The 24324-nt window shown below is 55.4% G+C and carries 20 protein-coding genes; 6 read left to right on the plus strand and 14 right to left on the minus strand.

Translation table 11 applies throughout. From position 1 onward, the window contains the following. Positions 1 to 470: 470 nt before the first annotated feature. Genes HRQ63_RS14805 through HRQ63_RS14815 form a run of 3 tightly spaced genes read right to left on the minus strand, consistent with a single transcriptional unit; the run spans position 471 to position 3088 of the window. A complete protein-coding gene (locus HRQ63_RS14805) occupies positions 471 to 1256 on the minus strand; it encodes an ABC transporter permease (RefSeq protein ID WP_172245144.1) in 786 nt (261 codons plus the stop codon). A 4-nt stretch (positions 1257 to 1260) separates the two neighbouring features. Further along, complete coding sequence (locus HRQ63_RS14810; RefSeq protein ID WP_037284853.1) at positions 1261 to 2055, minus strand: ABC transporter permease; 795 nt, start codon at positions 2053 to 2055, stop codon at positions 1261 to 1263. Further along, complete coding sequence (locus HRQ63_RS14815; RefSeq protein ID WP_172245146.1) at positions 2048 to 3088, minus strand: ABC transporter ATP-binding protein; 1041 nt, start codon at positions 3086 to 3088, stop codon at positions 2048 to 2050. Before HRQ63_RS14815 ends, HRQ63_RS14810 begins: the two co-directional genes overlap by 8 nt. Before the next feature lie 285 nt (positions 3089 to 3373). Between HRQ63_RS14815 and HRQ63_RS14820 the strand changes: the two genes are divergently transcribed. Together HRQ63_RS14820 and HRQ63_RS14825 are read left to right on the plus strand one after the other, a co-directional pair. Continuing rightward, the gene (locus HRQ63_RS14820; protein ID WP_172245148.1) at positions 3374 to 4432 is read left to right on the plus strand and encodes an LCP family protein; all 1059 of its coding nucleotides are present in this window, start codon (positions 3374 to 3376) and stop codon (positions 4430 to 4432) included. Positions 4433 to 4585: 153 nt separating this feature from the next. Continuing rightward, on the plus strand, positions 4586 to 5893 hold the full coding sequence (locus HRQ63_RS14825; RefSeq protein ID WP_172245150.1) for a glutamate-1-semialdehyde 2,1-aminomutase: 1308 nt from the start codon (positions 4586 to 4588) through the stop codon (positions 5891 to 5893). Between the two features lie 229 nt (positions 5894 to 6122). Here the strand turns inward: HRQ63_RS14825 and HRQ63_RS14830 are convergent, their stop codons facing one another. Then, positions 6123 to 6668 (minus strand): hypothetical protein, encoded by a 546-nt coding sequence (locus HRQ63_RS14830; protein ID WP_172245152.1) that lies wholly within the window; start codon positions 6666 to 6668, stop codon positions 6123 to 6125. A 209-nt stretch (positions 6669 to 6877) separates the two neighbouring features. Between HRQ63_RS14830 and HRQ63_RS14835 the strand changes: the two genes are divergently transcribed. Together HRQ63_RS14835 and HRQ63_RS14840 are read left to right on the plus strand one after the other, a co-directional pair. After that, positions 6878 to 7825 carry an ATP-binding protein gene (locus HRQ63_RS14835; RefSeq protein ID WP_172245154.1) on the plus strand — a complete coding sequence of 316 codons (948 nt, stop codon included), beginning with the start codon at positions 6878 to 6880 and terminating at the stop codon, positions 7823 to 7825. 34 nt (positions 7826 to 7859) lie between these two features. After that, entirely contained in the window at positions 7860 to 8756 is an 897-nt protein-coding gene (locus HRQ63_RS14840; protein WP_172245156.1) for a tetratricopeptide repeat protein, read from the plus strand. 46 nt (positions 8757 to 8802) lie between these two features. Here the strand turns inward: HRQ63_RS14840 and HRQ63_RS14845 are convergent, their stop codons facing one another. The 6 genes from HRQ63_RS14845 to HRQ63_RS14870 all read right to left on the minus strand — a co-directional run bounded on the left by HRQ63_RS14845 (position 8803) and on the right by HRQ63_RS14870 (position 15810). Continuing rightward, positions 8803 to 11187, minus strand: coding sequence for a PAS domain-containing hybrid sensor histidine kinase/response regulator (locus HRQ63_RS14845; RefSeq protein ID WP_172245158.1), 2385 nt, complete (start codon positions 11185 to 11187; stop codon positions 8803 to 8805). A gap of 286 nt (positions 11188 to 11473) precedes the next feature. Beyond that, positions 11474 to 12715 carry a stalk domain-containing protein gene (locus tag HRQ63_RS14850; protein WP_172245160.1) on the minus strand — a complete coding sequence of 414 codons (1242 nt, stop codon included), beginning with the start codon at positions 12713 to 12715 and terminating at the stop codon, positions 11474 to 11476. Positions 12716 to 12858: 143 nt separating this feature from the next. Further along, positions 12859 to 13140 carry a hypothetical protein gene (locus HRQ63_RS14855; RefSeq protein WP_229714207.1) on the minus strand — a complete coding sequence of 94 codons (282 nt, stop codon included), beginning with the start codon at positions 13138 to 13140 and terminating at the stop codon, positions 12859 to 12861. A 42-nt stretch (positions 13141 to 13182) separates the two neighbouring features. Continuing rightward, the gene (locus HRQ63_RS14860) at positions 13183 to 14043 is read right to left on the minus strand and encodes an inositol monophosphatase family protein (protein ID WP_172245162.1); all 861 of its coding nucleotides are present in this window, start codon (positions 14041 to 14043) and stop codon (positions 13183 to 13185) included. Positions 14044 to 14100: 57 nt separating this feature from the next. Further along, positions 14101 to 14430: a hypothetical protein gene (locus tag HRQ63_RS14865; protein WP_172245164.1), complete on the minus strand. Its 330-nt coding sequence runs from the start codon at positions 14428 to 14430 to the stop codon at positions 14101 to 14103. 291 nt (positions 14431 to 14721) lie between these two features. Further along, positions 14722 to 15810, minus strand: coding sequence for a D-alanine--D-alanine ligase (locus HRQ63_RS14870; protein WP_172245166.1), 1089 nt, complete (start codon positions 15808 to 15810; stop codon positions 14722 to 14724). Between the two features lie 252 nt (positions 15811 to 16062). On the opposite strand from HRQ63_RS14870, the gene acnA reads away from it, so the two are divergent. Together acnA and HRQ63_RS14880 are read left to right on the plus strand one after the other, a co-directional pair. Continuing rightward, positions 16063 to 18783, plus strand: coding sequence for an aconitate hydratase AcnA (acnA, locus tag HRQ63_RS14875; protein WP_172245168.1), 2721 nt, complete (start codon positions 16063 to 16065; stop codon positions 18781 to 18783). A gap of 363 nt (positions 18784 to 19146) precedes the next feature. Beyond that, the gene (locus HRQ63_RS14880) at positions 19147 to 19560 is read left to right on the plus strand and encodes a GNAT family N-acetyltransferase (protein ID WP_172246093.1); all 414 of its coding nucleotides are present in this window, start codon (positions 19147 to 19149) and stop codon (positions 19558 to 19560) included. 4 nt (positions 19561 to 19564) lie between these two features. On the opposite strand, the gene HRQ63_RS14885 is transcribed toward HRQ63_RS14880, so the two are convergent. From HRQ63_RS14885 to HRQ63_RS14900, 4 genes are all read right to left on the minus strand, one after another. Next, on the minus strand, positions 19565 to 20077 hold the full coding sequence (locus tag HRQ63_RS14885; RefSeq protein ID WP_172245170.1) for a GNAT family N-acetyltransferase: 513 nt from the start codon (positions 20075 to 20077) through the stop codon (positions 19565 to 19567). A gap of 392 nt (positions 20078 to 20469) precedes the next feature. Then, complete coding sequence (locus HRQ63_RS14890; protein WP_172245172.1) at positions 20470 to 21210, minus strand: metallophosphoesterase; 741 nt, start codon at positions 21208 to 21210, stop codon at positions 20470 to 20472. Positions 21211 to 21380: 170 nt separating this feature from the next. Next, positions 21381 to 22640: an ABC transporter ATP-binding protein gene (locus tag HRQ63_RS14895; protein WP_172245174.1), complete on the minus strand. Its 1260-nt coding sequence runs from the start codon at positions 22638 to 22640 to the stop codon at positions 21381 to 21383. Beyond that, a complete protein-coding gene (locus HRQ63_RS14900; protein ID WP_172245176.1) occupies positions 22637 to 24322 on the minus strand; it encodes an ABC transporter permease in 1686 nt (561 codons plus the stop codon). The genes HRQ63_RS14895 and HRQ63_RS14900 overlap by 4 nt, the downstream gene beginning before the upstream one ends. Positions 24323 to 24324: the final 2 nt, after the last annotated feature.

Raw genomic sequence — 24324 nt, forward strand, 5'->3', positions numbered from 1 at the left:
GGAATCGAATGTCAAAGGCGAGCACTTCGTTTCCTTCAGTCCCCTTCCCCCTCCGCTTACCTCGGCGTACTAGGTTTTTTAGGGATAGAGAAGAGCCGGCATGGCTAGCCGACTCTTCCGCGCATTACGCGCTTTTAAATGATGTGTCTCTTACTTTATCACTTATTTTGTTGCAGCTTCGATTCTATATTCCCTATCTTATCATTTATCGCCTTCCACGCCGAGGTTCGGATCTATCGAACCGCCGGCGTCCGAGATTGTCGCTACCTTGAAGGCATGGTTCAAAGCGCAACGCGCGCCTTTGATCATTAACCGCGAGTCTATATCCTAAGACTCGCTTCTTTCTATCCCTAGCAAGAAAAACGATCGGGCAGCAGGGCGGAGCGGAGGGAGAAGGGAGAGCCTGAAGATCGCCTTTGAGGCTGGCCGAGACAGCGAGCGGAAGGCTCTCCCTTCTCCCGGAGCGTCTCCTACGACCCCGCACCCCGGTACTTTTTCACGCCCACGTTCCAACTGGTCAGACCGATGGTCAGGAAGATCGCCGCCATGACCGGAGTCAGCCATGCCATATGCGTCATCTCTTCCCTGCCCAAGAACAACGAAGCCGGATAAATCCCGACGAACGCGAACGGCAGGATCCATGTTAACAGGAATTGGATCGCCCGGTTGTAGATCGTCACCGGGTAGCGGCCGTAGTTCTGGATGTTGTACATCAGCGGAATGATGCCGGTCGGCGAGTCGGAGTAGAACGACAGCGACGTCAGCGCGATATAGATTCCGGTGTAGATCAAGGTCGCGCTGATCGCGAACAGGATCATGACGGGCAGATGCCACCAGACCAGATCCAGGCCGAGTTGGCCGCCGCTGATGATCATGATGACGATGCCGATCAACGAACCGATTAGACCCGGCGGGTCGATGTTTTCCAAAAAGATCTGGAACAGATTATATGCGGGACGGGTCAAGATACGGTCCATCTCGCCTTTGACGATATAGCGGTCGCTGAAATTCCACAGGTTGACGAAGCAGCTGAACAGTCCGAACGGAACCATGAAGAATCCGTACACGAACACCACTTCCGCTTCGCTCCAACCGCCGAGCGAGTTGGTATGTCCGAACACGACGAAGATGAAGATCAGGTTACTCGCCTGCATCAGCAGGTCGGAGACCACCTCGACCCAGAAGTCCGCGCGGTAAGTCAGCCTTGTTTTCATATAATTCTTCAGATATTCGAATACGAGTCCGATATAATACATTCGCTTAACCCCCTTGCACGAACAGCCGCTTGCGCGCCGCCCGCCACATGAAGAAGATCGGAATCAGCAGAGCGACGAACCAAACGACCTGAATACCGAACACTTCGAGAATTCCCGTGCCCTGCGTGCGTCCCGTGAATACGGAGCCGGGCAAATACGTGATCGCTTGGAACGGCAGCCACTGCATGATCGCGCTCAGCCAACCGGGGAACAAGCTGATCGGGATGACCAAGCCGGAAAACAGGTCCACGATGACCCGCTTCATGCGCATGATTCCTTCGTTGTTTTCCACGAAGAAAGCCATCAGCCCGGTCAAAATGTTCAGCTGCGAATTAATGAGGAAGCTGAAGAACAGCATCACCAGGAAGCCGACCCAGGCGATCGGATCGCTCGGCAGCCGCACCGGGAACAGCAGCAGCGCCAGCAGCATACCCGGAATCATGAACAGGGTGAAGCGGAACAAACCCTCGCCGAACCCCTGCATCATTTTAACGAACAAATAATTGTAGGGACGAATAAACTGGATCGCGATCGAGCCGTCCCGGATATCCGTCGCGATCTCGCGGTCCAGATTGTTGAAGTAAAAGGCGCGCGCCATCCACGACACCGCGATATAGGTAGTCATCTGGGACGCGGTGAAACCGCCGATCTCGCCCCGGTCTCCGTAGATCGCCTGCCAAGTAAAGTAGTAGACGCCGATGTTCAGCATATAGATCAGAATGCCCGAGTAGTAATTGACCCGGTAAGCCAGCATGGTCAGGAAACGGATGCGTATAAAATCGGTATAAGCACTAAGCATGGCTGACGGTCCCGCCTTGCGTTTCCTTCGTGGCCGATCCGGTCTGATAAATCTGGCGCACGATCTCGTCGGTCGTCGTCTCGGTGATTTTGATATCCGTGATCGCGATGTCCGGTTGGCCGACGATCTTCGCCAGCACATCCGACACATTCAGCTCTGCCGGAACCAATACCTCGGCGTGCAGATCGTTGTCGGCCGTCCAGCTTACATACAGCTCCGACGTCAGCGACTGCAATCTGCCCAGCGGACAAGCCGTGCCGAACTGGAACGTCACGCGCGTCCCCTGTCCCCAGCGCGTCTTGAGCGTATCGAGACCGCCGTCATAGATGATGCGACCTTCGTCCAGCATGATGACGCGGGAGCAGAGCGCTTCGATATCCTGCAAATCGTGCGTCGTAAGCAGAATGGTCGTGCCGTGCTGGCGGTTCATGTCTTTTAAAAACTCGCGGATTTCCGTCTTGACGATGATATCGAGCCCGATCGTCGGTTCGTCCAGGAATACGATCGACGGATTGTGCAGAAGCGCGGCGACCAGCTCGCAGCGCATGCGCTGTCCGAGACTGAGCTTGCGCACGGGACGGCTGAGCAGATCGCCCAGATCCAGACGCTGCACCAACTCGTCGAGCCGCTTTTTATAATCCTGCTCCGATACGCCGTACACTTTGCGCAGCAGGCCGAACGACTCGATCACGCCGATGTCCCACCAGAGCTGGCTCCGCTGACCGAACACGACCCCGATATTGCGGACGAACTTTTCGCGTTCTTCGTGCGGCACGTAACCTCCGACGTTCAGCTTGCCCGCGGTCGGAACGAGGATGCCGGTAAGCATTTTGATCGTGGTCGACTTGCCTGCGCCGTTCTCGCCGATGTAACCGCAAATTTCGCCTGCGGGGATCGAGAACGAGATATCATTGACCGCTGCAACCTCGTTATACTGACGGGAAAATAAATCCTGCAGCGCGCCTTTAAGGCCGCCTCGACTTTTCTGTACTTTGAAAATCTTGCTCAGATGTTCGACTTCGATGGCTTTCATATGTGTTCCTTTCTGTGGGTCCACTTCGGGTGGATTCCCATATTTTGCATCAAGGACGCTTCCGTGCGGTTCGCGCCGAAAACAAGGGGGTATTCTGCCTGTAGGACGCTGTTTCCCGATGGGGCAGCGCATTCCTTATGCATCGACGTCCTTAACCATACACCAAGAATGCGGATAAAAAACGGTCAATTGCTTGCGGCTCCGAAAAAAATTATAATGTAGGGATGCAACAATGGCAATCGGCGTTCGGACACTCTCATTTTTAAAACGGAAAGGAAGAATCGAATGACAAGGAATCAAAAACGCGCGATCATTTGGGCGTTCGCCCTTATTGTACTTTCGGCAGGAGGTTACGCCGCTTATTACTTCTCTAATTTATATAATCAAGTGGCGAGCCTGCAAAAGGTCGGCGACAGTTCTCCGTTCCGCAGTCTTCCGGTCACCGAGACGACGGTAGCCCAGGAACCGCCGAAATGGGAAGGCAGCGAACCCGTCAACATTCTTTTGATGGGCGTGGACGGCCGGGATTCCATGGGAGACGATATTCCGCGTTCGGATACCATGCTGGTCGCCTCGATCGACCCCGTACAAAAAACTATTAATATTTTCTCCATCATGCGCGATACTTACCTTGACGTTCCGGGCTTCGGCAAACAACGCATCAACGCCGCCATTACGCACGGACCGAACACGGCCATGGAAACCGTAGGCAACCTGCTGGGCATCCCGATCCAATACTACGTCTATACGGATTTCGAAGGATTCATCAAACTGGTCGATTCCGTGGGCGGAGTCGATTTCCACGTCGAAAAAGACATGAAATACCTGAGCGCGGCCGACGGGCCTCAATACGATATCGACCTCAAAGAAGGCATGCAGCACCTGGACGGAAGAACGGCGCTCCAATACGTTCGTTTCCGGCATGACCGGTTGTCGGATTTCAGCCGGACGGGCAGACAGCGCGAATTCCTTCAAGCGGTCGCGGAAAAGCTGAAATCGTCCACCTCGATCATGAATCTGCCGGACATTCTGGAGCAGGTCAACCCTTATATCGACACCAACTTGAGCGTCGGAGATATGTGGAAGCTCGCGACCGTAGCCTACGACAGCAAAATGGGCGGCAGCGAGCAGATCCCTCCGAACAGCCTGCTGCGCGAAGAAAAGATCGGCGGCGCGGCGGTACTGACCGTCAGAAACGACGACAAGCTCAAAGAATTCGTCCAAGAGACGCTCAACGCCGGGCCGGAAGAGGAAGAAAACGCGCCGATGCCCGATCGATCCGTGCCCGCTCCTTCGGGAACCAAAAACGAAGCGCTGGGCGAAGGCACCGGAGAACCGCAATAAAATCGTCGAAACTTAACCAAATCGTCCCTGTACGCGGGACGCAAAATTCGTTACCCTTAAAGGGCGCCTTTATTCGAAAGGCGCCCTTTGACTTGAGCCGGCCTGCGGCCGTAGCCATACATTCGATCCCCTATCCCGAAAGGAACGTGAACCATGAATCGTCCAAATTCCGAAAAACTTTACGCCGAAGCGCTTGAACATATCGTCGGCGGCGTCAACAGCCCTTCCCGCTCGTTCAAAGCGGTCGGCGGCGGCGCTCCCGTCTTCATGAAAAAGGGACAAGGCTCCCATTTCTGGGACGTCGACGGCAATGAATACATCGATTATCTGGCCGCTTACGGCCCGATCATTACGGGCCATGCGCATCCGCATATTACCGAAGCGATCGTTCGCGCCGCGCAAAACGGCACGCTGTACGGCACGCCGACCGAACTGGAAATCCAACTTGCCAAAATGCTGAAAGACGCGATTCCTTCGATGGACAAAGTTCGCTTCGTCAACTCCGGCACCGAAGCCGTCATGTCGACGATACGCGTCGCGCGTGCCTATACGGATCGTTCGAAGATCATCAAGTTCGCGGGCTGCTACCACGGTCACTCCGACCTGGTGCTGGTTGCCGCAGGCTCCGGTCCTTCCACGCTCGGCACGCCGGACAGCGCAGGCGTACCGGCCAGCATCGCGCAGGAAGTCATCACCGTACCGTTCAACGACCTCGAAGCTTTGGAGCAGGCGCTGAACCACTGGGAAGGCCAGATCGCGGCCGTCATGGTCGAACCGATCGTCGGCAACTTCGGAATGGTCATGCCGGAAAAAGGCTTCCTCGAAGGCTTATGCAAGCTGACCCACGACCACGGCGCGCTCGTGATCTACGACGAAGTCATCACGGCGTTCCGCTTCCATTACGGTTCGGCGCAGACTTTCGCCGAGCTGGATAACCACCACGCCATCACGCCGGATTTGACCGCACTGGGCAAAATTCTCGGCGGCGGCCTGCCGATCGGCGCTTACGGCGGCCGCAAGCATATCATGGAGCAAGTTGCTCCGCTAGGCCCTGCTTACCAAGCGGGCACGATGGCGGGCAACCCGATCTCCGTATCGGCAGGCATCGCCTGCCTGGAAGTGCTGCAAGGCGAAGGCGTATACGACGAAATGAACCGCCTGGCGATCCGTCTGACCGACGGGATCGGCGAAGCCGCGAAGCGGCACGGCGTACCGATGACGATCAACCGTATCCGCGGTTCGTTCTCGACGCATTTCTGCGATCATCCGGTGACGAACTACGATCAGGCGCAGGATACCGACGGCGAGGCGTTCGCGGCGTTCTTCCGCGGCATGCTGAACCGCGGCGTATGCCTGGCGCCTTCGAAATACGAGGCGTGGTTCTTGACGACCGCGCATACGGATACGGACATCGACCGGACGCTGGAAGCGGCGGACGCGGCACTGAAAGAGATGCGCTAGTAACTCTGTCCCCTCAATCCCCCAATTTCGGGCGCTAAGCGTCATGCCGATCCGTTACATGCCACTGCCTCCCGATTGACCCTGCTCGATATGCAGCGAGTTTTGTTCGTAATCGGCAATAGCCAAAAAAGCCTCGGACTTTTTATGAAGTTCGGGGCTTTCTTGCTTTTCGGCGCGTAAACAACTTTCCAACCGCGATAATGGCGGCAAAAGATTGTTTTACGATTGCTTATCCCAACCCGTTTTCCCGCAGCAGCTTCGCCAGATCGATGTCGCGATGCAAACCATGACCCCAGCTCACGCGCACCGCTGCTGCTTTTTCTCCGCTCAAAAGCTGCTCGTAACGTTTCCGTTCAATCGTCAGTTGAAGTCCGTATCGGCCGGTTTTCTTTCGCGGCACGTCGATCAGCACCGCTTCGCCGACGGCGGAAATCCCTTCTTGCACGCCGCCCGGCAGCACCTCGGCCTCGACGTTTTGCATCGATTTCAGCGGATTGCGGTTATCGATGTCCAGTTTCAGCGAAAGCGTCATAACGGTATCGCCCGCGCCTGCTTGTTCGGCGCGCTGCCCGGATTGCGGGGATGATTGCGAGGATTGAAGCACTTTCATGACCGTAAAATCACCCGATTCGTTTCGCAGCTGCTGCATGGCGCTTGCTCCGTCTGCCTGTACCCGAGGCGAAAACAGCGCGAACGACCCGAAGCCGAATACCGTTTCTTCAAACGCCAACACGAACCCCAGACTCAGCAGCCAAGCATTTTTCCGTTTTCCCATATGTCATCACGCTCTCCGATCTGTAAGGTGAAAATATCGCGTATCGCGGGTTCCCGAATCTTCCTGCCGCGAGGGGCAGAAAGTTCGTTTCTCCTTCTCGAACGTATAGACGCGCCGCCGAAACAAAAGTTATGAAGCTGCGCGTTTGTGGTGGAACTCCCTGCATATCGGTTATGATAAAAGAAAACGGCTTGCGCAAAGGAGAGCGTATGGACGACGACAAAGAGCTTCGACGGAAAAACCTGAAAGTCATTCAATTCGACAAAAACGCCGAGGACCTGATCGAAAGCGAAAAACCGACGGTCACGTTCGCGGACGTCGGCGGTATGGAAGAGATCAAAAAGAAAATCCGCATGAACTTTATTCTGCCGCTCAAACAACCCGAGCTTTTTGCGGCGTACGGCCGTCAAGCGGGCGGCTCGCTGCTGCTGTACGGCCCGCCGGGATGCGGCAAAACGTTTCTCGCGCGCGCAGTGGCCGGAGAGATCGACGCGACCTTTTTGCATCTGGAGCTTCAAGCGATTCTGTCGATGTATATCGGAGGCAGCGAAAACAATTTGCACAGCATTTTCGAAACAGCCCGGGCCGAAGCGCCTTGCGTGCTGTTTATCGACGAATTGGACGCGCTGGGCGGCAGCCGCCACGGCATGCGCCAGCACCACGATCGCATGCTGGTCAACCAACTGCTGATCGAGCTGGACGGACTGGCGAGTTTCAACGAGAACGTATTTATCATCGGAGCGACGAACACGCCGTGGTATCTGGATTCCGCGCTGCGCCGTCCGGGACGTTTTAACAATCTGTTATTCGTTACGCCGCCCGAGGAAGACGAGCGTCATACCATTCTGGACATGAAATTGGCCGACAAACCGATCAACGAAGTCAACGTGCGCAAGCTTGCCGAAAGCACGCCTCTGTTCTCCGGTGCCGATCTCGATCAAATCGTGCGCGACGCGACGGAAATGGCGCTCGAACGGGCGATGGAAACCGGCGAGATCCAACCGTTGGCGGATACCGATTTCCGGCGCGCGCTCAAAAACCGTCAAGCGTCCACGTTGGATTGGTTCGCGACCGCGCGCAATTACGCCACCTTCAGCGATACGAACGGCGAATACGCGCAGGTGCTCGATTACATCAAAAAGCATAAAATCCGCTGAATCCGCCGACAAAAAAACCGGGGAGGTCAAGGGTATGGACGAACCAAGCGGCGGCCCGGTTCCTCCCGGTCTTCGCGCCGAACGCTTTCAACGCTTGTTGGAGTGGGGACGAAACAAGGAAGCTTTGGCCGAGGCCGGCGAATGGCTGCGCGAAGAACCGGAGACGCCGCCGCCTTATCGGGCGCTGGCGCTTGCCTATATCAATCTGAACGACGGAGAAAAAGCATTGGAATGTACCGCTCAGGCGCTGCGAATCGACCCGAACGACGAAGACGCCTGGTTTTTGCGCGCGGTGATTTATTACGGCACAAAACAATGGACGCGGATGGAAGAAGCCGCCAATACGGGCCTGCGCCTGAATCCTTACCGGGCGCATATCCACTACCTGCTTGCCAACATGCACAACAAGAACGGCAAATTCGATCGTGCCCGGCAAAGTATCGAACAAGCTTTAAGCCTCGATCCGGAAAACGGTTTGTATTACGCTTTGTACAGCTATGTGTTGGCGAATTTGCGGCTGTTCGAAGCTTCGATCGAGAACGAGGAAACCGCCCTGCGCAAAGACGTCGAAAATTCGCAAACGTTTCTGTATCTCGGCTGGGCGGCGGATCGGCGCGGCGACGCGAAAAAAGCCAAAACGATGATGGAACAAGCGATTCGGCTTGATCCCGACGACGAGCAGACGCGGAACGAATACATGGAGGCGCTGCAAAAAAACTATTGGTTTTACCGTATTTTTACGCTGCCCGTGTTTTTGCGCCGGTTCAAACGTTGGCAGTTGATCACGTTTTGGGTTATTGCTTCGATCGTGCTGCGTCCGCTTGTCATCCTGCTCGTTTTTTTGTACATGTTCAGCTTCATGATCAGCAAAGCGTTCGTGCATGTCCAGGTGTACGGCTGGCGGCGCGCGCCGAAAAGGCGGAAGAAATAATCTTCCGCCTTTTTGTCATGCTGCCCGCCTAGCGTTCGGTACATCTTCAAATCGCCGTTTTCCGCCCGTTCAAAAAATTGCGCAAACGGCTTTCGGGGTCGAGAAGGATGCGGCGGATATCGGCTTCGGATATCGGTTTGGCGATATATTCCTGCATGCCGCTGCCGAGACATTCCTGTTCAAAGCCGGGTTTGACGAAAGCGGTGACGGCAACGAGATACGGAACATGCTCTTCGGGAAGCATCTGACGGATCAGCCGCGCGGCGGTCAATCCGTCCATCTCGGGCATTTGCACGTCCATGAATACGAGATCGTATCGATTTTTGGAAATCGACTCGTAAGCTTCGATCCCGTTTTCCGCCATATCTGCGGAATAACCGAGCTTCAACAGCAATTCTTGCAGCAAACGGCGGTTGACCGGATGATCCTCCGCGATCAGTATACGAATCGGACCCAATGGCGGAACCGAAGGCTGTTTGGAATCAAGCATAATCAGGTCCGCGTTCGAGCGGTTTTCATGTGCTTGCAGCGTTTTGGAGGAGTCCGTGCACGGCAGCGTGAAACGGAAGATTGAACCTTCGTTTTCGCGGCTGTCTACCCGAATGGTGCCGTCCATCAGTTCCACGAGTTTTTTGCAAATCGACAATCCCAGACCGGTTCCGCCGTATTTCCGATTCAATTCCGGATGAAGCTGCGAAAACGATAAAAATAACCGATCCAGCTTTTCCGACGCGATCCCGACGCCCGTATCTTCAACCTTGAACTCCAGCACCGGATTGCGGGAGGCCGACTCCGAAAAGAGATTTACGGAAACGGTGACTGACCCCTGCTCGGTAAACTTGATGGCATTGCCGATCAGATTCGTGAGTACCTGTCTCAATCGGACCGGATCGGTCACGATCTTCTCCGGCACGTCGGAAGCGATATGCCAGCTAAGGTCGATCCCGTGCTGCTCCGCATGCGACAAAAACAAATCCGTCGTGCTGCCGACCAGCGGCGCAAGCAAAACGCTTTCGGGTTCCAGTACGAGACTTCCGGCGTCGATTTTACTAAAGTCCAATACATCGTTCAAAATACGCATCAACGAACGCCCGCTATTGCTGACGATCTCGACGAATTCGCGCTGCTGCTCATCCAGATCGGTATCGAGCAGCAGATCGGTCATGCCGAGTACGCCGTTCATCGGCGTACGGATCTCGTGGCTCATCATGGCAAGAAATTCCGATTTCGCCGAAGCCGCTTGTTCCGCCAATTCTTTTTGACGCCATATTTCCCGCTCGTTCGTGATGTCGCGGAAAACGACGACGGTCCCTTGCACTTCGCCTTTATCGATAATCGGATTGACGGTATACTCTGCCAAAAGGCTTGATCCGTCTTTTCTCCATAAAACGCCTTCGTTGACCGATCGGGATACGCCGTCGCATACGGTGGCGCAGATCGGGCACTCGTCGACGGAATAGGGAATGCCTCCGTTGCTCGAATGGGACAGCAATCCGTGATTGTCGCTGCCGATAAATTCGTCTTGGTCGTAACCGAGCAGCCGTAAAGCCCGCGGATTGGCAAACATGGCGCGTCCGTCTTTTCCGATCCCGAAGATGCCTTCCGAAACGGCGTTCAAAATCAAAGTATACTCATAGCCAAGCTGTTCGATCCGGCGAACATACTGCTTGCGCTCGGTAATATCGCTGGCGATACCGTAAACCCCTACCACTCGGCCGTCCACGACGATCGGGATATTGATGATATTCAAATCCGCAGGCTGTCCGTCTTTGCGGATGATCGAAGCTTCGTAATTTTGCGGAATTCCTTGGCAGGCGGCTGCGAAATGCCGATTGGTTCGCTCCAAATTTTCGTCTTCGATCGCGCTGCGGTAAGAAATGCCGATCAAATCTTCTCTGCGGCAGCCCAACAGCGTAGCCATGCTATCGTTGCAAGACATGTAAACTCCTTCCAAACTCAGCGAATACACGCCCGAAGGATTATAGTCAAACAGCGATTTGTAGCGTTCTTCGCTTTCCTGAAGACGACGCTCGGCAAGTATGCGTTCAGTCTTATCGCGGCAAACGACGTAAATGCCGAGCTGCTGCGATTCGTGCACCAACGGAACAAATTCGAGATGCAGCTGAAGTTCGGATCCGTTTTTGTGGCGCATTCCGAATTCGATTCGGGTCACGCGTCCCTCGGACGCTTGGATAAATAAATTCCGGAGATCGCCGAACGCTCCATCCGGAACGCCGTTGGCGGCGCGAGCCATATCGGCCAGTTCGTCGGGCGTGTATCCGGTGATTTTTTGTACCGCCAAATTGGAGTCGACGATCGCACCGGCTTCATCCAGCACGACGATTCCATCAGGATGATTGGCAAGCAGAGAATGGTAGATGCCGACCTTCGATACCAAATCTCTGAGTTTTGTTCTCCGCTTTTGCTCCACGGCTAAATGTCCCCTTACTCGAAATGAATCGAAAGATGATGAACGCTGTCTTGTCGCACATTCATAACTACCTGTTCATTACCCCTTCGACAAAAGAAAAAAACGATTCGACAACGACAATAAGTTAAAGTCGATAAATTTGGACCGGCTTGTCGCCCTGCTTTTCGCTCGTTCTTTCGGAATCAAAAAAGAGAAACGGAAAAGTCCGTTTCTCGGGCTATGAAGAAAGTTACGGTTTCGGGAGAAGTCGTCAAGCCCCGAAATCGGCCGGCATCTCTTATGAAATTCAAGGATTCACGAAAACAGTGCGCAGGCGAGGCGTGTATTGCACGTCAAAACCGAGTCCGTCCGCCAAAACGGCCAGAGGCACATAGGTTTTCGACACTCCGTTCACCTTTTCGGTAAATGCCGGAATTTTGATCGCGGTACTTGTTCCGTTTACGGTAATCGACTTCTTATCGACCGGAATCGCGACGTTGCGACCGCCGAAATCGATGCTGGCCGTAGACGTTTTGTTATCCCACTTGAGGTTGGCTCCCAAAGCATCGGTAATATCACGCAGCACGACGAAGGTCGTTCCGTTTTTCAGAATCGGCTTGAAGCCGGTGTTCAGTTCTTTGCCGGATACAACGACGGCTACCGTACTGGAGGCCGGCGTTTTGCTCAGCGTGCGATACTCGCCCCAAATCTTTTCGGAAAAAACTTTGGCGAGAGCTTCATAACCGACTTGGTTGGGATGAATATCCTGGCGGGCGATATGCGTCAGCTGCATTTCGCGTCCGACGAACAGCGGAGCCACGTTAACAGCTTCGACATGGCCGCCTGCCGCGTTTTGCGCGGTCACTACGCCGTTCAAAGTCGTCGTGTACGCAGTTGCCGCTTGGTTGAGCGTCGCGTACAGCGTTTTGGCCGCGACTGCCGGAACAGGCTGGTATTGATCGGCGACCACGATGCGCGCATCCGGGTTGATCTCGCGCAGATCGGTCAACACTTCGCTAAGGTTGACCGCGTACGTTTGCAGCAGCGCTTCGACTTTCGGCGTCAGTTCGGCCGCCGTAGGAAGAGTACCGGTAATCAACGGCAGCAGATCGTTGCCGCCGATCGTGATCGCGATGACGTCGGCTTCCGCCACGTCTGCTCGAACGGCGGCCACGCCGGAAGCGAATACGCCAGCGTTCGGATCGCGCAGCCCGCTTTGAATAGCGTCGGCCGTCGTGTTCGTTCCGGCACGAACCGCTTCGATATAATGCTCGAGCCCGGACGAGTTCAAACCGGAAATCCCGTAGTTCGCCACTTCCGTGCGTCCGTGAAAACGTCCTTGTTCCGCTAAACGAGGAACGAATCCGTAATAGTCGGCGGGTGCTTTTTCCGGCTCGTAACCGGCTGTGAGCGAATCGCCGAATGTCACAATCTTATAACTCTCTTCCGCTGCAAAAGTGTCGCGAATGCCCGCCAGTCCGAATGCCGGTAGAACGAGTGCCGCGCATACGAGCACCTTCCAGCTTTTTTTCCATGTCGTCGTTGTCATTGTTGTCTCCTTCTGGTCCTCCCGGACCGCTTCGAATAGGGGCGACATCCGGTCTGCAAGCATGCAGCCGCATAATCAAAAAACTGCCGTCGCATCGGAAAGCACTCCCGAATGCGGCGGCCAGCTTTGTCTACCTTTGTTAGTTACTTCGATTCGTCCGGCTCGATTTCCTGCGAGTCCGGACGCGTTTTTTTCAAATAATCGTCATACCGACCGTCAATCTCTTCCGCCATTTGACGATAAAGACGAGTTTCCTCGACGATCGGATCGAGCGACGTCTGAATCCGGATCTCGTACCTCGGCGAAATCTGCTCGCGCTCTTTGCGCTCGCGGTCCTCGTCCTTCAGTTCGCCTTCCGTCAACAGCTCGCTCAGCTCTTCTTCCAACTCTTCCATTCCGGGTCTGCGGTCTTGCGTATCGCTCATGGCGATTCCTCCTCGGGAAGTCGATATTGAACAGTCGAATAATTAAACGCCCGTGGCGTCGGCTTCTTTCAGCACAGTCAACAATTCAGCGTGCAATACGCCGTTCGTCGCCACGATGTTGCGTACGCCGAGATGGTACGCGTCTCCCAACGTATCGCTGACGCGGCCGCCGGATTCGGCAACCAGCAAAGCGCCCGCCGCGATATCCCAAGCATTCAGGCCGGCTTCCCAATAACCGCTCAGTCGGCCGGCGGCCACATGCGCAAGATGCAGGGCTGCCGATCCTCCGGCGCGCAAGCTGCGTGCGCGAGGCGCAAGCGCTTCGATGCCGCGCAGGTTAATCGGAAGCTTCACGACCGGATCGGCCGGGAAACCTACCGCGATCAACCCTTCGGCCAAACGCTCTTCCTTCGATACCGTCATGCGAACGCCGTGCACGTAAGCGCCTTTGCCTTTTTCCGCCACGAACATCTCGTCGCGCGACGGATCGTAAATAACGCCCAGAATCACTTCGCCGTTGTGAGCCAGCGCGATCGAGACCGAGTAGAACGGGAAACCGTGCACGAAATTGGTCGTTCCGTCGATCGGATCGATGATCCACAGATATTCTTCATCGCGGGCTTCGGATAACGCGCGAATCGAAGCTTCTTCGCCCGGTTCGACGCTTTCTTCGCCCAAAATGCCATGGTCGGGAAAATGAGTCAGGATCAAACGGCGGATCATCTGCTCGGCGCCTTTGTCGATCTCGGTGACCAGGTCCTGTCCGGATGTTTTCGTGGACAATTGACCGTGCGTTCCCTGTCTGCTTCTAATCCATTCGCCTGCTTTGGCCGCCGCATTGACCGCAACGGCCGTATAGCTTTTTCCTGTTAGTACATAAGGGATCTTGTCGTTCGATTCCACTGGTTTACCGCCTTTCTTGAACTGCTCGTTGAATTGGGTCGTTTCGTTAAAAACGTCCTAGCTGCTCTTCGATTCCTGCTCGCCGAAATACATCTCGTGCGCCAACGCCGTCAGCACCCGGGATTCCTCGTCCGTCAGCTTGCGCACCAGGTCCAGTTCAACCTGCGTGATTTCTTTGTCCTGAAAATTGATTTCCGCGATCGAGGCCGTGACCAACACGATGGCGACGGCTTTATTGTCCGGCGTATACGCGATGGCTTTTTGTCCGGTCGGGAAAATGCGGAACCCGTCTTTGCGCATTTTGCCTTTTCCGTATTCGAGCACCTCGTACAGTTCCTGTTCGTTCTTGAACTTGCAGATTGAATTGAACTCGGCTTGAAAACCCATGACCGTAACCTCCTATTTATAGTTCTCTTCATCTTCAACCCCTTCGGGCAAGAAGATGAAGAACACGCGCGTTAAGCGATAGATTTTTCGGCAAACCTTCGGTTGGTTTGCCGATTTTAAAAGATTTGATGTCGTTGGTAACCAGGACATCGTTGAACTGGAAAAAGCTCGCTTGGCGCGGGTTCACGAATCTTCTTGGCCTTAGGCTTAGAAGATTCATTTCTCCTAAAGACTTCGCTTGGCGCGGGCTCACGAATCTTCTTGGCCTTAGGCTTAGAAGATTCATTTCTCCTATCTTCCGTATTGAAGTTGCGTTCTCGCCTCATGTCTCTCCAACGCCAGCTCAATCAACTTGTCGAGCAGTGCCTGATACGACGTTCCCGTCTCGCGCCACAGCAGCGGATACATGCTGAACGGCGTAAAGCCGGGCATCGTATTCACTTCGTTGATCAGAATTTTGTTATCCGAACGGCGCACGAAAAAGTCGGCGCGGCACAATCCGCTGCCTTCGACGGCTTTGAACGCCCGAATCGCCAGTTCGCGCAGCGAATCGGCCAGATCCGCATCGACCGGAGCCGGAATCATCATCTCGGACTTGCCGTCGATATACTTCGCGTTATAGTCGTAGTAATCGCCGGAAGATACGATCTCGCCCGGCACGGAAGCTTGCGGTTCGTCGTTGCCGAGCACGCCTACTTCGAGTTCGCGCCCGTCGATGAACGTCTCGATCAGCACCTTGCGGTCGTAACGAAGCGCCAGCTCGACCGCGTCGATCAGGGCTTCCTGGTCGGCGGCTTTGGAAATGCCTACGCTGGAACCGAGGTTCGCCGGCTTGACGAAGCACGGATAGCCGAGCTTGTTTTCCGCTTCCTGCAGCAGTTCATGACGATTTACGCGCCAATCGCGCTCGCCGAAAGCGATATACTCTCCCTGCTCCAAACCTGCGGCGGCAAACAACTTTTTCATGACATCTTTGTCCATGCCCGCGGAAGACGAAAGCACGCCCGCGCCCACATAAGGAAGTCCCGCCATTTCGAACAGTCCCTGAATCGTGCCGTCCTCGCCGAACGTGCCGTGCAGCAGCGGGAACATCACGTCAATGCTGCTCGCCTGTCCGCTCAGTGCGGCGAACATGGCGCCTGCCGCTTCCGCCGTACCGCCTGCCGCGGCTTCCAACTTCATGTCTTCCACCGAGTTCATCGGTCCGTCAAGAACGGATCCCATTCGCCACTCGCCGCGGAGGGTAATATAAAAAGGAACGATCTCGTATTTGCCGTAATCGAATGCATTCATTACCGCAAAACCGGTCTGCAACGAAATCTCGTGTTCGCCCGATTTGCCGCCATATACCAGTCCTACGGTTACTTTGTTTGCTGTCATGTCCGAACCCCCGTCAATTCATTAAAATCCCTTTCACCAGTATAGTGGATCGGCGGCCTGCCTGCAAAGAAAAGACGCATACCGCCAGGCTTCCAAATTCGATGCGGCGCGGCGATTTCGGGGTAAAAAGGACTTTACGCGCCGGATTGTAAACGTTATAATTAAAACAGATATTTTTGAAATTTGGTTTCACCCAATGAAACAAACGACATTTAAAGTTGCTTCATCCCATTTTCCGAGGAGGTACACCCCATGGCTTTGTCCGATCGATTCTCCACCGCCAGCACTCTCGAGTCCGGTGGCAAGACTTACCGTTATTACAGCCTGAAGGCACTCGAAGAACAAGGACACGGCAGCATTTCCAAGCTTCCGTTCTCCATTCGCGTTCTGCTCGAAGCCGCCGTGCGCCAATTCGACGGCCGCGCGATCACCGAGGAACACGTCAAGCAAATCGCGCGTTGGAACGAAGACCGCGACGCGAATAAAGAAATTCCGTTTATCCCGGCACGCATCGTTCTGCAAGACTTCACCGGCGTTCCGGTCGTCGTCGATCTGGCAGCGATGCGCGACACGGTTAAGCTTGCCGGCGGCGATCCGAAGCAGATCAACCCGCTCGTGCCTGTCGACCTCGTTATCGACCACTCGGTCATGGTCGACGCTTTCGGTACGGCAGACGCGCTGGATTACAACATCAACGTCGAATTCGAGCGCAACGAAGAACGTTACCGCTTCCTGCGTTGGGCGCAAACGGCATTCGATAACTTCCGCGCCGTACCGCCGTCAACGGGCATCGTGCACCAGGTCAACCTGGAGTACCTCGCTTCCGTAGCGGCAACGAAGGTGATCGACGGAGAGACTTACGTCTTCCCGGATTCCCTCGTCGGCACGGACTCTCATACCACCATGATCAACGGTCTGGGCGTTGTCGGTTGGGGCGTCGGCGGCATCGAGGCGGAAGCCGGCATGCTGGGTCAACCTCTGTACTTCGTTACCCCTGACGTCGTCGGTTTCAAGCTGACGGGCAGCCTGGCCGAAGGCGCGACCGCGACCGACCTGGCGCTGACGGTTACCGAAATCCTGCGCAAAAAAGGCGTTGTCGGCAAATTCGTCGAGTTCTACGGTCCCGGCCTGAGCAACATCAGCCTGGCGGACCGCGCGACCGTTGCCAACATGGCACCGGAATACGGCGCGACGGTCGGTTTCTTCCCGGTCGACTCCGAAACGCTTAACTACCTGCGCAGCACGGGACGCGAAGACGAACAGATCGAACTCGTGGAAAAATATTACCGCGCGCAAGGCATGTTCCGTACCGACGACATGGCCGATCCGGAGTTCAGCGAAGTGCTGGAACTCGATCTGGCTTCCGTGGTACCGAGCCTTGCGGGACCGAAGCGTCCGCAGGACCGCATCGAGCTGACCAACATGAAGAAAAACTTCGAAGACATCGTGCGTACTCCGGTCGACAAAGGCGGTTACGGCCTGAGCGACGAGAAAATCGCGCAAAAAGTCACGGTCAACCATAAAAACGGCAAAACCAGCGAAATGGGAGCCGGTGCTGTCGCGATCGCGGCGATTACAAGCTGCACCAACACGTCCAACCCGAGCGTTATGCTGGGTGCGGGCCTGCTGGCGAAAAAAGCGGTGGAACGCGGTCTGGTTCGTCCGGAATACGTCAAAACCAGCTTGACCCCGGGCTCCCTGATCGTAACCGACTACCTGTTCAAAGCCGGTTTGCTCGAGCCGCTGGAAAAACTGGGCTTCTACGTTGCCGGTTACGGCTGCGCGACATGCATCGGCAACTCCGGCCCGCTGCCGGACGAAGTGGCGAAAGTCGTCGCCGATAACGATCTGACCGTTGCGGGCGTGCTGTCCGGCAACCGGAACTTCGAAGGGCGCATACACGCCCAGGTCAAAATGAACTACTTGGCTTCGCCTCCGCTCGTCGTCGCTTACGCGCTGGCAGGTACGGTCAACATCGACATGGCGACGGAACCGCTCGGCTACGACCAACAGGGCGAACCGGTCTTCCTGAAAGACATTTGGCCGACTTCCCAGGAGATCCGCGACGCGATCGCCATGGCGATCACGCCGGAAATGTTCCGTCTGAAGTACGCCAACGTCTTCACGGCCAACGAGCGTTGGAACGAGATCGAAGTGCCGGAAGGCGAACTGTACGAATGGGACGCGAAATCGACGTATATCCAAAACCCTCCGTTCTTCCGCAAGCTGAACGAAGGCATGAACGATATCGCCGACATCAAGCAATCCCGCGTGCTGGCGCTGATGGGCGATTCGGTCACGACCGACCACATTTCTCCGGCGGGAAACATCGCGCCGAGCAGCCCTGCCGGTCTGTACTTGGCCGAAAACGGCGTCGAGCGCAAAGACTTCAACTCCTACGGCTCGCGCCGCGGTAACCACGAAGTCATGATGCGCGGCACGTTCGCCAACATCCGGATTCGCAACCAGGTCGCTCCGGGCACCGAAGGCGGCGTAACCAAGTACCTGCCGACCGACGAAGTGATGTCCATCTATGACGCTTCGATGAAGTATCAAGACGAAGGTCAGAACTTGATCGTCATCGCCGGCAAAGAATACGGAACGGGCAGCTCGCGCGACTGGGCGGCAAAAGGCACGATGCTGCTCGGCGTCAAAGCCGTCATCGCGGAAAGCTTCGAACGGATTCACCGCAGCAACCTCGTCGGCATGGGCGTTCTGCCTCTCCAATTCGAAGAAGGTTCGAGCTGGAAGTCGCTGGCTCTCGACGGTACGGAAACGTACGATATCCTCGGCCTGAGCAATGACGTGAAGCCTGGCGAAAAGCTGACCGTAGCCGCAACCCGCACGGATGGCACGAAGTTCGAATTCAACGCAATTGCTCGTCTGGACAGCATGGTCGATATCGACTACTACTACAACGGAGGCATCCTGCAAACGGTACTTCGTCAAATGATGAAGGTTTCCCAGGATTAATACTTGATCAACTCTTAATCAGAGGCTTATGTTCACCTGAAACGCATACGCCTTAAGTGCATTTCAGGCGGACGTAACCTTACCTTTAATGCGGATCAGGTACTCATTCGTCTCTCTAAAAAACCCGCTCTTTCCGCCAAACGGCGGCAAGAGCGGGTTTTTGCATATGCAGGCAAGCAGATAAACGCTCACTTTGAACAACGCGTTCTCCATCGATCATCGCTTGCTTTGTGACCGCGTTTCCTTTCAGGTTACAATAGACGCGAATGTCCACTTTTAGCCTGAGACTTCTTTAGGGAGGAATTTAAATTGTCGCTACAGCCGTTAACGATCAGACCGCTTGCGGTAGAGGAAAAGCCGCCGATGGACCTTCTGCTGCTCGCCGACCCGTCACGCCCCATCGTCGAAGACTATCTTCGTCGGGGCTTCTCTTTTGTTGCTGAAAAAGAATCTGCCGTCGTTGGCGTATACGTCCTGCTTCCTACCAGACCGGAAACGGTCGAGCTGGTCAATGTCGCAGTCGATGAATCCTTGCATGGACAGGGCATCGGGAAAAAGCTGGTTCAGCACGCAATCTCGACGGCTCGTGCAGCCCGTTACCGTACGATCGAGGTCGGAACCGGCAATTCCGGAATCGGCCAGCTTGCGCTTTATCAGAAATGCGGTTTTCGGATCATCGGCGTGGATTTGGATTTCTTCACCCGACACTACGACGAAGAAATTTTCGAGAACGGAATCCAATGCCGCGATATGATTCGGATGTCGATAGATCTGTAGGCGATCAGACGCTTTGGGGCACGAGTTCTTTTTCCATAACAAAGTCGTCCATCACGAATCCGCTACCGATGTCGGCGACTTGCTCGCGCACCTTGCGGAAGCCTTTTTTCTCGTAAACGGCAATGCTGGAACGGTTGTCGCGATTGACGGTCAACCAGATGCGGCTTAAGCCGGACTCTGCGCAGAGCTGTTCGAGAAAAGCGTCCGCTTTGCTTGCATAGCCTTTGCCGCGATGCTCTTGAGCGACGTAAAACTTGCTCAAAAACATTTTGCCGTCTTCCTGCTTGAATGCCAGATAGCCGACCGGAGTCGATCCGTTTTGCATCAGATAATAGGTATAGCCTTCGCTTTGAATCTGTTGTTCGATGGCCGGTACCGATTGGTATTTGTCGACCATATAGGTAATTTGCTCGCGCGTGATGAGCGTTATGTAGTACTCGTGCCAGATGTCCGAGGCGAGCGCTGCTACTTGCTCGATTTGCTGCATGTCGGAAACTTGAGAAAACATGATCGTCATGATAAGCCCCCTGCCTTTCGTAAATAGTACGTTGACCGATAATGATCTATGATAGCTGAAAAAGCAGCCGAAACGCAAAGGGCGGCGAGGAAAGCAAAAAGACTGCGAGAGAAATTCGTTCCGGTCGCGTGTTGAAATCGGGAAAACCGATTGAACTTTTATTTGTATTTTCCCGATTTCAAAGGCGATCTATAGCATAGGCTTCCGAAGTTCATTTCTTCGAAATGCTTTAGCTCCTTCACTGAATTTCTCTCTCCGTCTTCTCGCTTCTAGCTACGTTGGGCTTTCTTGATAAGTTGAAGACCTTGTTTTCCGCCTGGATGGAAAACAAGGTCTTTTGCGCTGCCGTTTCGGCGAAGAAGCTTCGGTAAAACGGCAACTTCGGCTTCAGTTTACAGCACTTGAGGAGGCTCGGCGGGGACTTGAGGAGTCGCGGAGGAAGTCGGTAGTTGAATTTTACGGCGGCGGATGTCTCGGTAAAGACGTTCGGGAGCCGTCGAGCAGGAATAGGTGATAGCGTTGGTTAGATCGATCAATGTCAGACGCAGGCCGTGTTTGGCGCCGGTGTCGATCGCGATTTTGCCTGGGCGGGTCCAGACGGAACCTGGCGCTGTGCCGAGTTTGAAGGTTGGCGTGTGACCGAATACGATCGTGCGTCCGGCGATTCGGTCGTTTCCATTAAAATCTTGTTCGCTGGAGGTCCAGAAAGGTTCGCGAATTTCAATCATGTCGCGCAGCGTCTGACGTTCCAGCGGAATGCCGGGACGAAATCCTGCGTGTACGAACAGGAACCCGCTGGTTTCGGCACATGGCGGCAGGTCGCGCAGCCAGTCGAGCTTGGATTCGATCCGAAGGCGAACCGACGGTTGTAATGCCAATAGTTTTAATTCATGATTGCCGGGCAGAGCAATAGCTCCCTCGTTGGTTAATTCGATGATGCGGTCAAGGATGTTCCAGGTGTCCGGGTCGGTATCGATGTAATCGCCGCCCAGAATCAATTGATCCCGATCCGGATCATATCCGGCCTCCCGAAGCAGGAGATCTAATCCTTCGCCGTGTCCGTGAATATCGGATACGGCCAGAAGCCGTTCGAACTTCCGGGCGGGAATCGCAGGTCGATTGGAAGGGTTCATGGTGGGTGCTCCTGTGGGCGAGAGGATTTCGATAGGCGCTGCGGGTTGTTTATCCTGCGTAAAGGCTTCTATCGAACCCCCTCGCCTGGTGGTTTGGGTTAGTTCAGCTTTGAACGGCTCGTATCGTCTAGACGGACGATACAAGCGTTCAACCGATTTTAAGATAACATTCAAGCACGGTACAACAATGCGGCTTGGGCCGGGAGGGTTAACGTGACCTCTTGGCCCGGGGTTACGGGTGAAGCATGGAGCAGGTAAGCACGGTCTCCGGCTCGGGTCTCGGCCAGGGAGCGCCAGCGTGCGCCTTCGAAGGTTCCATATACGATGCGGAACGTCAGGGTTCCGGCAGGTACAGACGAATGTGGAGACGCGGCTTCGGAAAAAGCGTTGGCGGCTGTCGGATTGCTCGAGGCGAAGCTATGGACATGACTAGAACTTGCCGCAAGTTCGGCTTCGGTTTTGAGTTCTTCCGGGCGGAAGCGGAGTTCGCCGCGTTCGCCGGGCTGCGGGGCTTCGCCTGAGCCGCAATAGATGCCGGGAACCAAGCCGGCATCGGTGCGCAGGGCAAGGCCGCCGGGAACGGATTCGAACGTGCCTTCCAAGCGATTGATCGCGCCCAGTAGCGAAGCGGCTTCGCGGCTGGCCGGGCGGCGGAAGCATGCTTTCGGGGAAGCGAATTGGTCGATGGCGCCTTCGCGCATGATGAGCAAGCGGTCGGCCATGGCGAAAGCTTCTTCGGGATCATGCGTGACATGGAAAACGCTGATCCCGAGTCGGCGGAACAGGACGGCCATTTCGGTACGCATCTCGATGCGCAGGCGCATATCCAGATTGGACAGCGGCTCGTCGAGCAGCATCAAGCGAGGCTCGGTGACGATGGCGCGCGCGATCGCCACGCGCTGCTGTTGGCCGCCGGATAATTGCGGCGGCAGTCGGTCTTGCAGACCGTTCAAACGCAGTAAGTCCAACGCCTCCTCAACCTTAGCTCGAATCGCTGCACGATCCATTTTTTTCTGTTTCAACCCGTAAGCAATATTGTCGAACACGCTCATATGCGGCCAAAGGGCGTAATCCTGGAAGACCATGTTCACGCCGCGTTTCTCCGGGGGAACCATGCCCGAAGCGGAAGCGATCCGTCGGCCCGACAACAGAATCTCGCCGCCGTCCGGTTTCGCCAATCCCGCTACCAGTTGGAGAAGCGTCGATTTGCCGCAGCCCGAAGGGCCGAGCACGCTGATGATCTCGCCTTCGCGCAGGTCGAGGGATACGCCTTTGAGCGCCTGGAATTTGCCGTAATGTTTTTTCACGTCGCGGATATCCAGCAGCAGCGGAGCAGCCGAAGATGGCTCGCCTCCGTTGAAAGGTTCCAAAGCTTCGTTAGATGCCGGGTGATGGGCTTCCGGGTTGATTTTTTCGTTCAATGCACTCATGCACTCGCCTCTTTTCTGCGGAGTAATCGTTCGAGAATCATCATGATGCCGACGACGATGCCGCCGCCCGCTACGGTCGCTGCCGAAGCATAACCGAAGCGCAGATCCTCGAACGCGTCGTCGATCGCGACCGGAAGCGTTTCGAAGTTCGGCGGAAACAGGATCGAATTCACGGCCAGATCGAACACGCAAGCGCCGAACGCCGCAAGTCCTGCCGAGATCAACGCGCCGCGCACCAACGGAGCCAGGATATAGCGGATACGGCTGATCAGCGAACCTCCCTGCAGTTGGGCGGCGTCGAGCAGGCTTTCCGGCACTTTCGCCATCGCGCCGGTCATGACGCGGGTGATCACCGGAATCGCGCCCGCGATCGCCGCGAGCACGAGAATGCCCGGCTTGCCGTACAACCGGATACCCAAGTTTTCCAGCCACGGTTGGTTCCAGACGAAGATGTAGCCGATGCCGAGCACGACGCCCGGTACGGCGAACGAGATCAAAGATGCCGTTTCGATGCCGCGCTTAAACCGGAACCTCGAATACGACAGGACGAAGCTTGCGCCCAAGCCCACGATCAGGCCGATAACGGCAGCAGATCCTGCGATCAGCAGCGAACGTCCGAGACCCGGTAACAGCGAGCTGCCTTCCGACAGTAACGACGCATAGTTTTCCAAGGTCAGGTTGGAGGCGGTCAAGCCGTTCGTTTGGATTTTGAGCAGCGAAGTGACGATGCTCGAACCGATAGGAATCCCGATCACGACGAGTAAGAATAATGCGTTTCCGATCGCCAGCGCCCACGTCATGCGACGTCCGGCCGGTTTCGGCACGGAAGGTACGGCGCGTCCGCTCAAGATGTCGTAACGCGAGCGGCGCAGCACCCAGAATTGCAGCAGCATGGCTACCGCAATCAAAGCAACCAGATATAAGGACAGTACGCCCGCCATATCGAAGCGGATCGGCGACGTATAAATAGCAGAGTAAATGGAGTACGGCAAGGTCGGGAAACGATACACGGCCGCTACGGCGGACGGAAGACCGAAGTCGCCGATCGTATCCATGAATACGAGCGCCATACCCGAAAGAATTGCAGGAAGCAGCAGAGGAGCCTGAACGGTTCGCCATACTTTAAAAGGACTCGCTCCGCACAGCCGTGCTGCATCGGATAACATTTCGACTTTCCATTCCATGGCCGCTTTAACGCTTAAGTAGGCCAGCGGGAACTTGCTAAGAGTCATGATGACGATCAGGCCGGCCGGTTGGAAAACCGCTGCCGTGACCCAATGCCATCCGAATACCGAAGCTGCCAATCCGTTGCCCGTCGAGAACATGATCCAGCCTTGCGCCAGAATGAACGACGGCATGATAAACAACACCCAGACCGCGGCATCCAGCCATCTCGCTCCGGGAAACTTCCACTGCATGCGCGCCATCGCCAGCACCGTTCCGAGAAGCGTGCCGAGCACGGCGGTGCCCAGACCGAGAAGCAATGAATTTTCCAACGATTTACGCCATAACGGACGTTCAAATAATTCCAACAGCAGGCCGATCTCTCCGAAGTTGAGCGAGCCGAAGAAAATCCCGGGCAGCAGCACCTGAACGATGACTGCCGCCAGCGGGAAAAGAACCAGCACGGCCAGAACGATCGTCACGATCCAGCCGAGCCTGTTTGCGTTTAATCGAATCATCG

The sequence above is a fragment of the Saccharibacillus endophyticus genome (genome assembly GCF_013185185.1).
Lineage (GTDB): Bacteria > Bacillota > Bacilli > Paenibacillales > Paenibacillaceae > Saccharibacillus > Saccharibacillus endophyticus.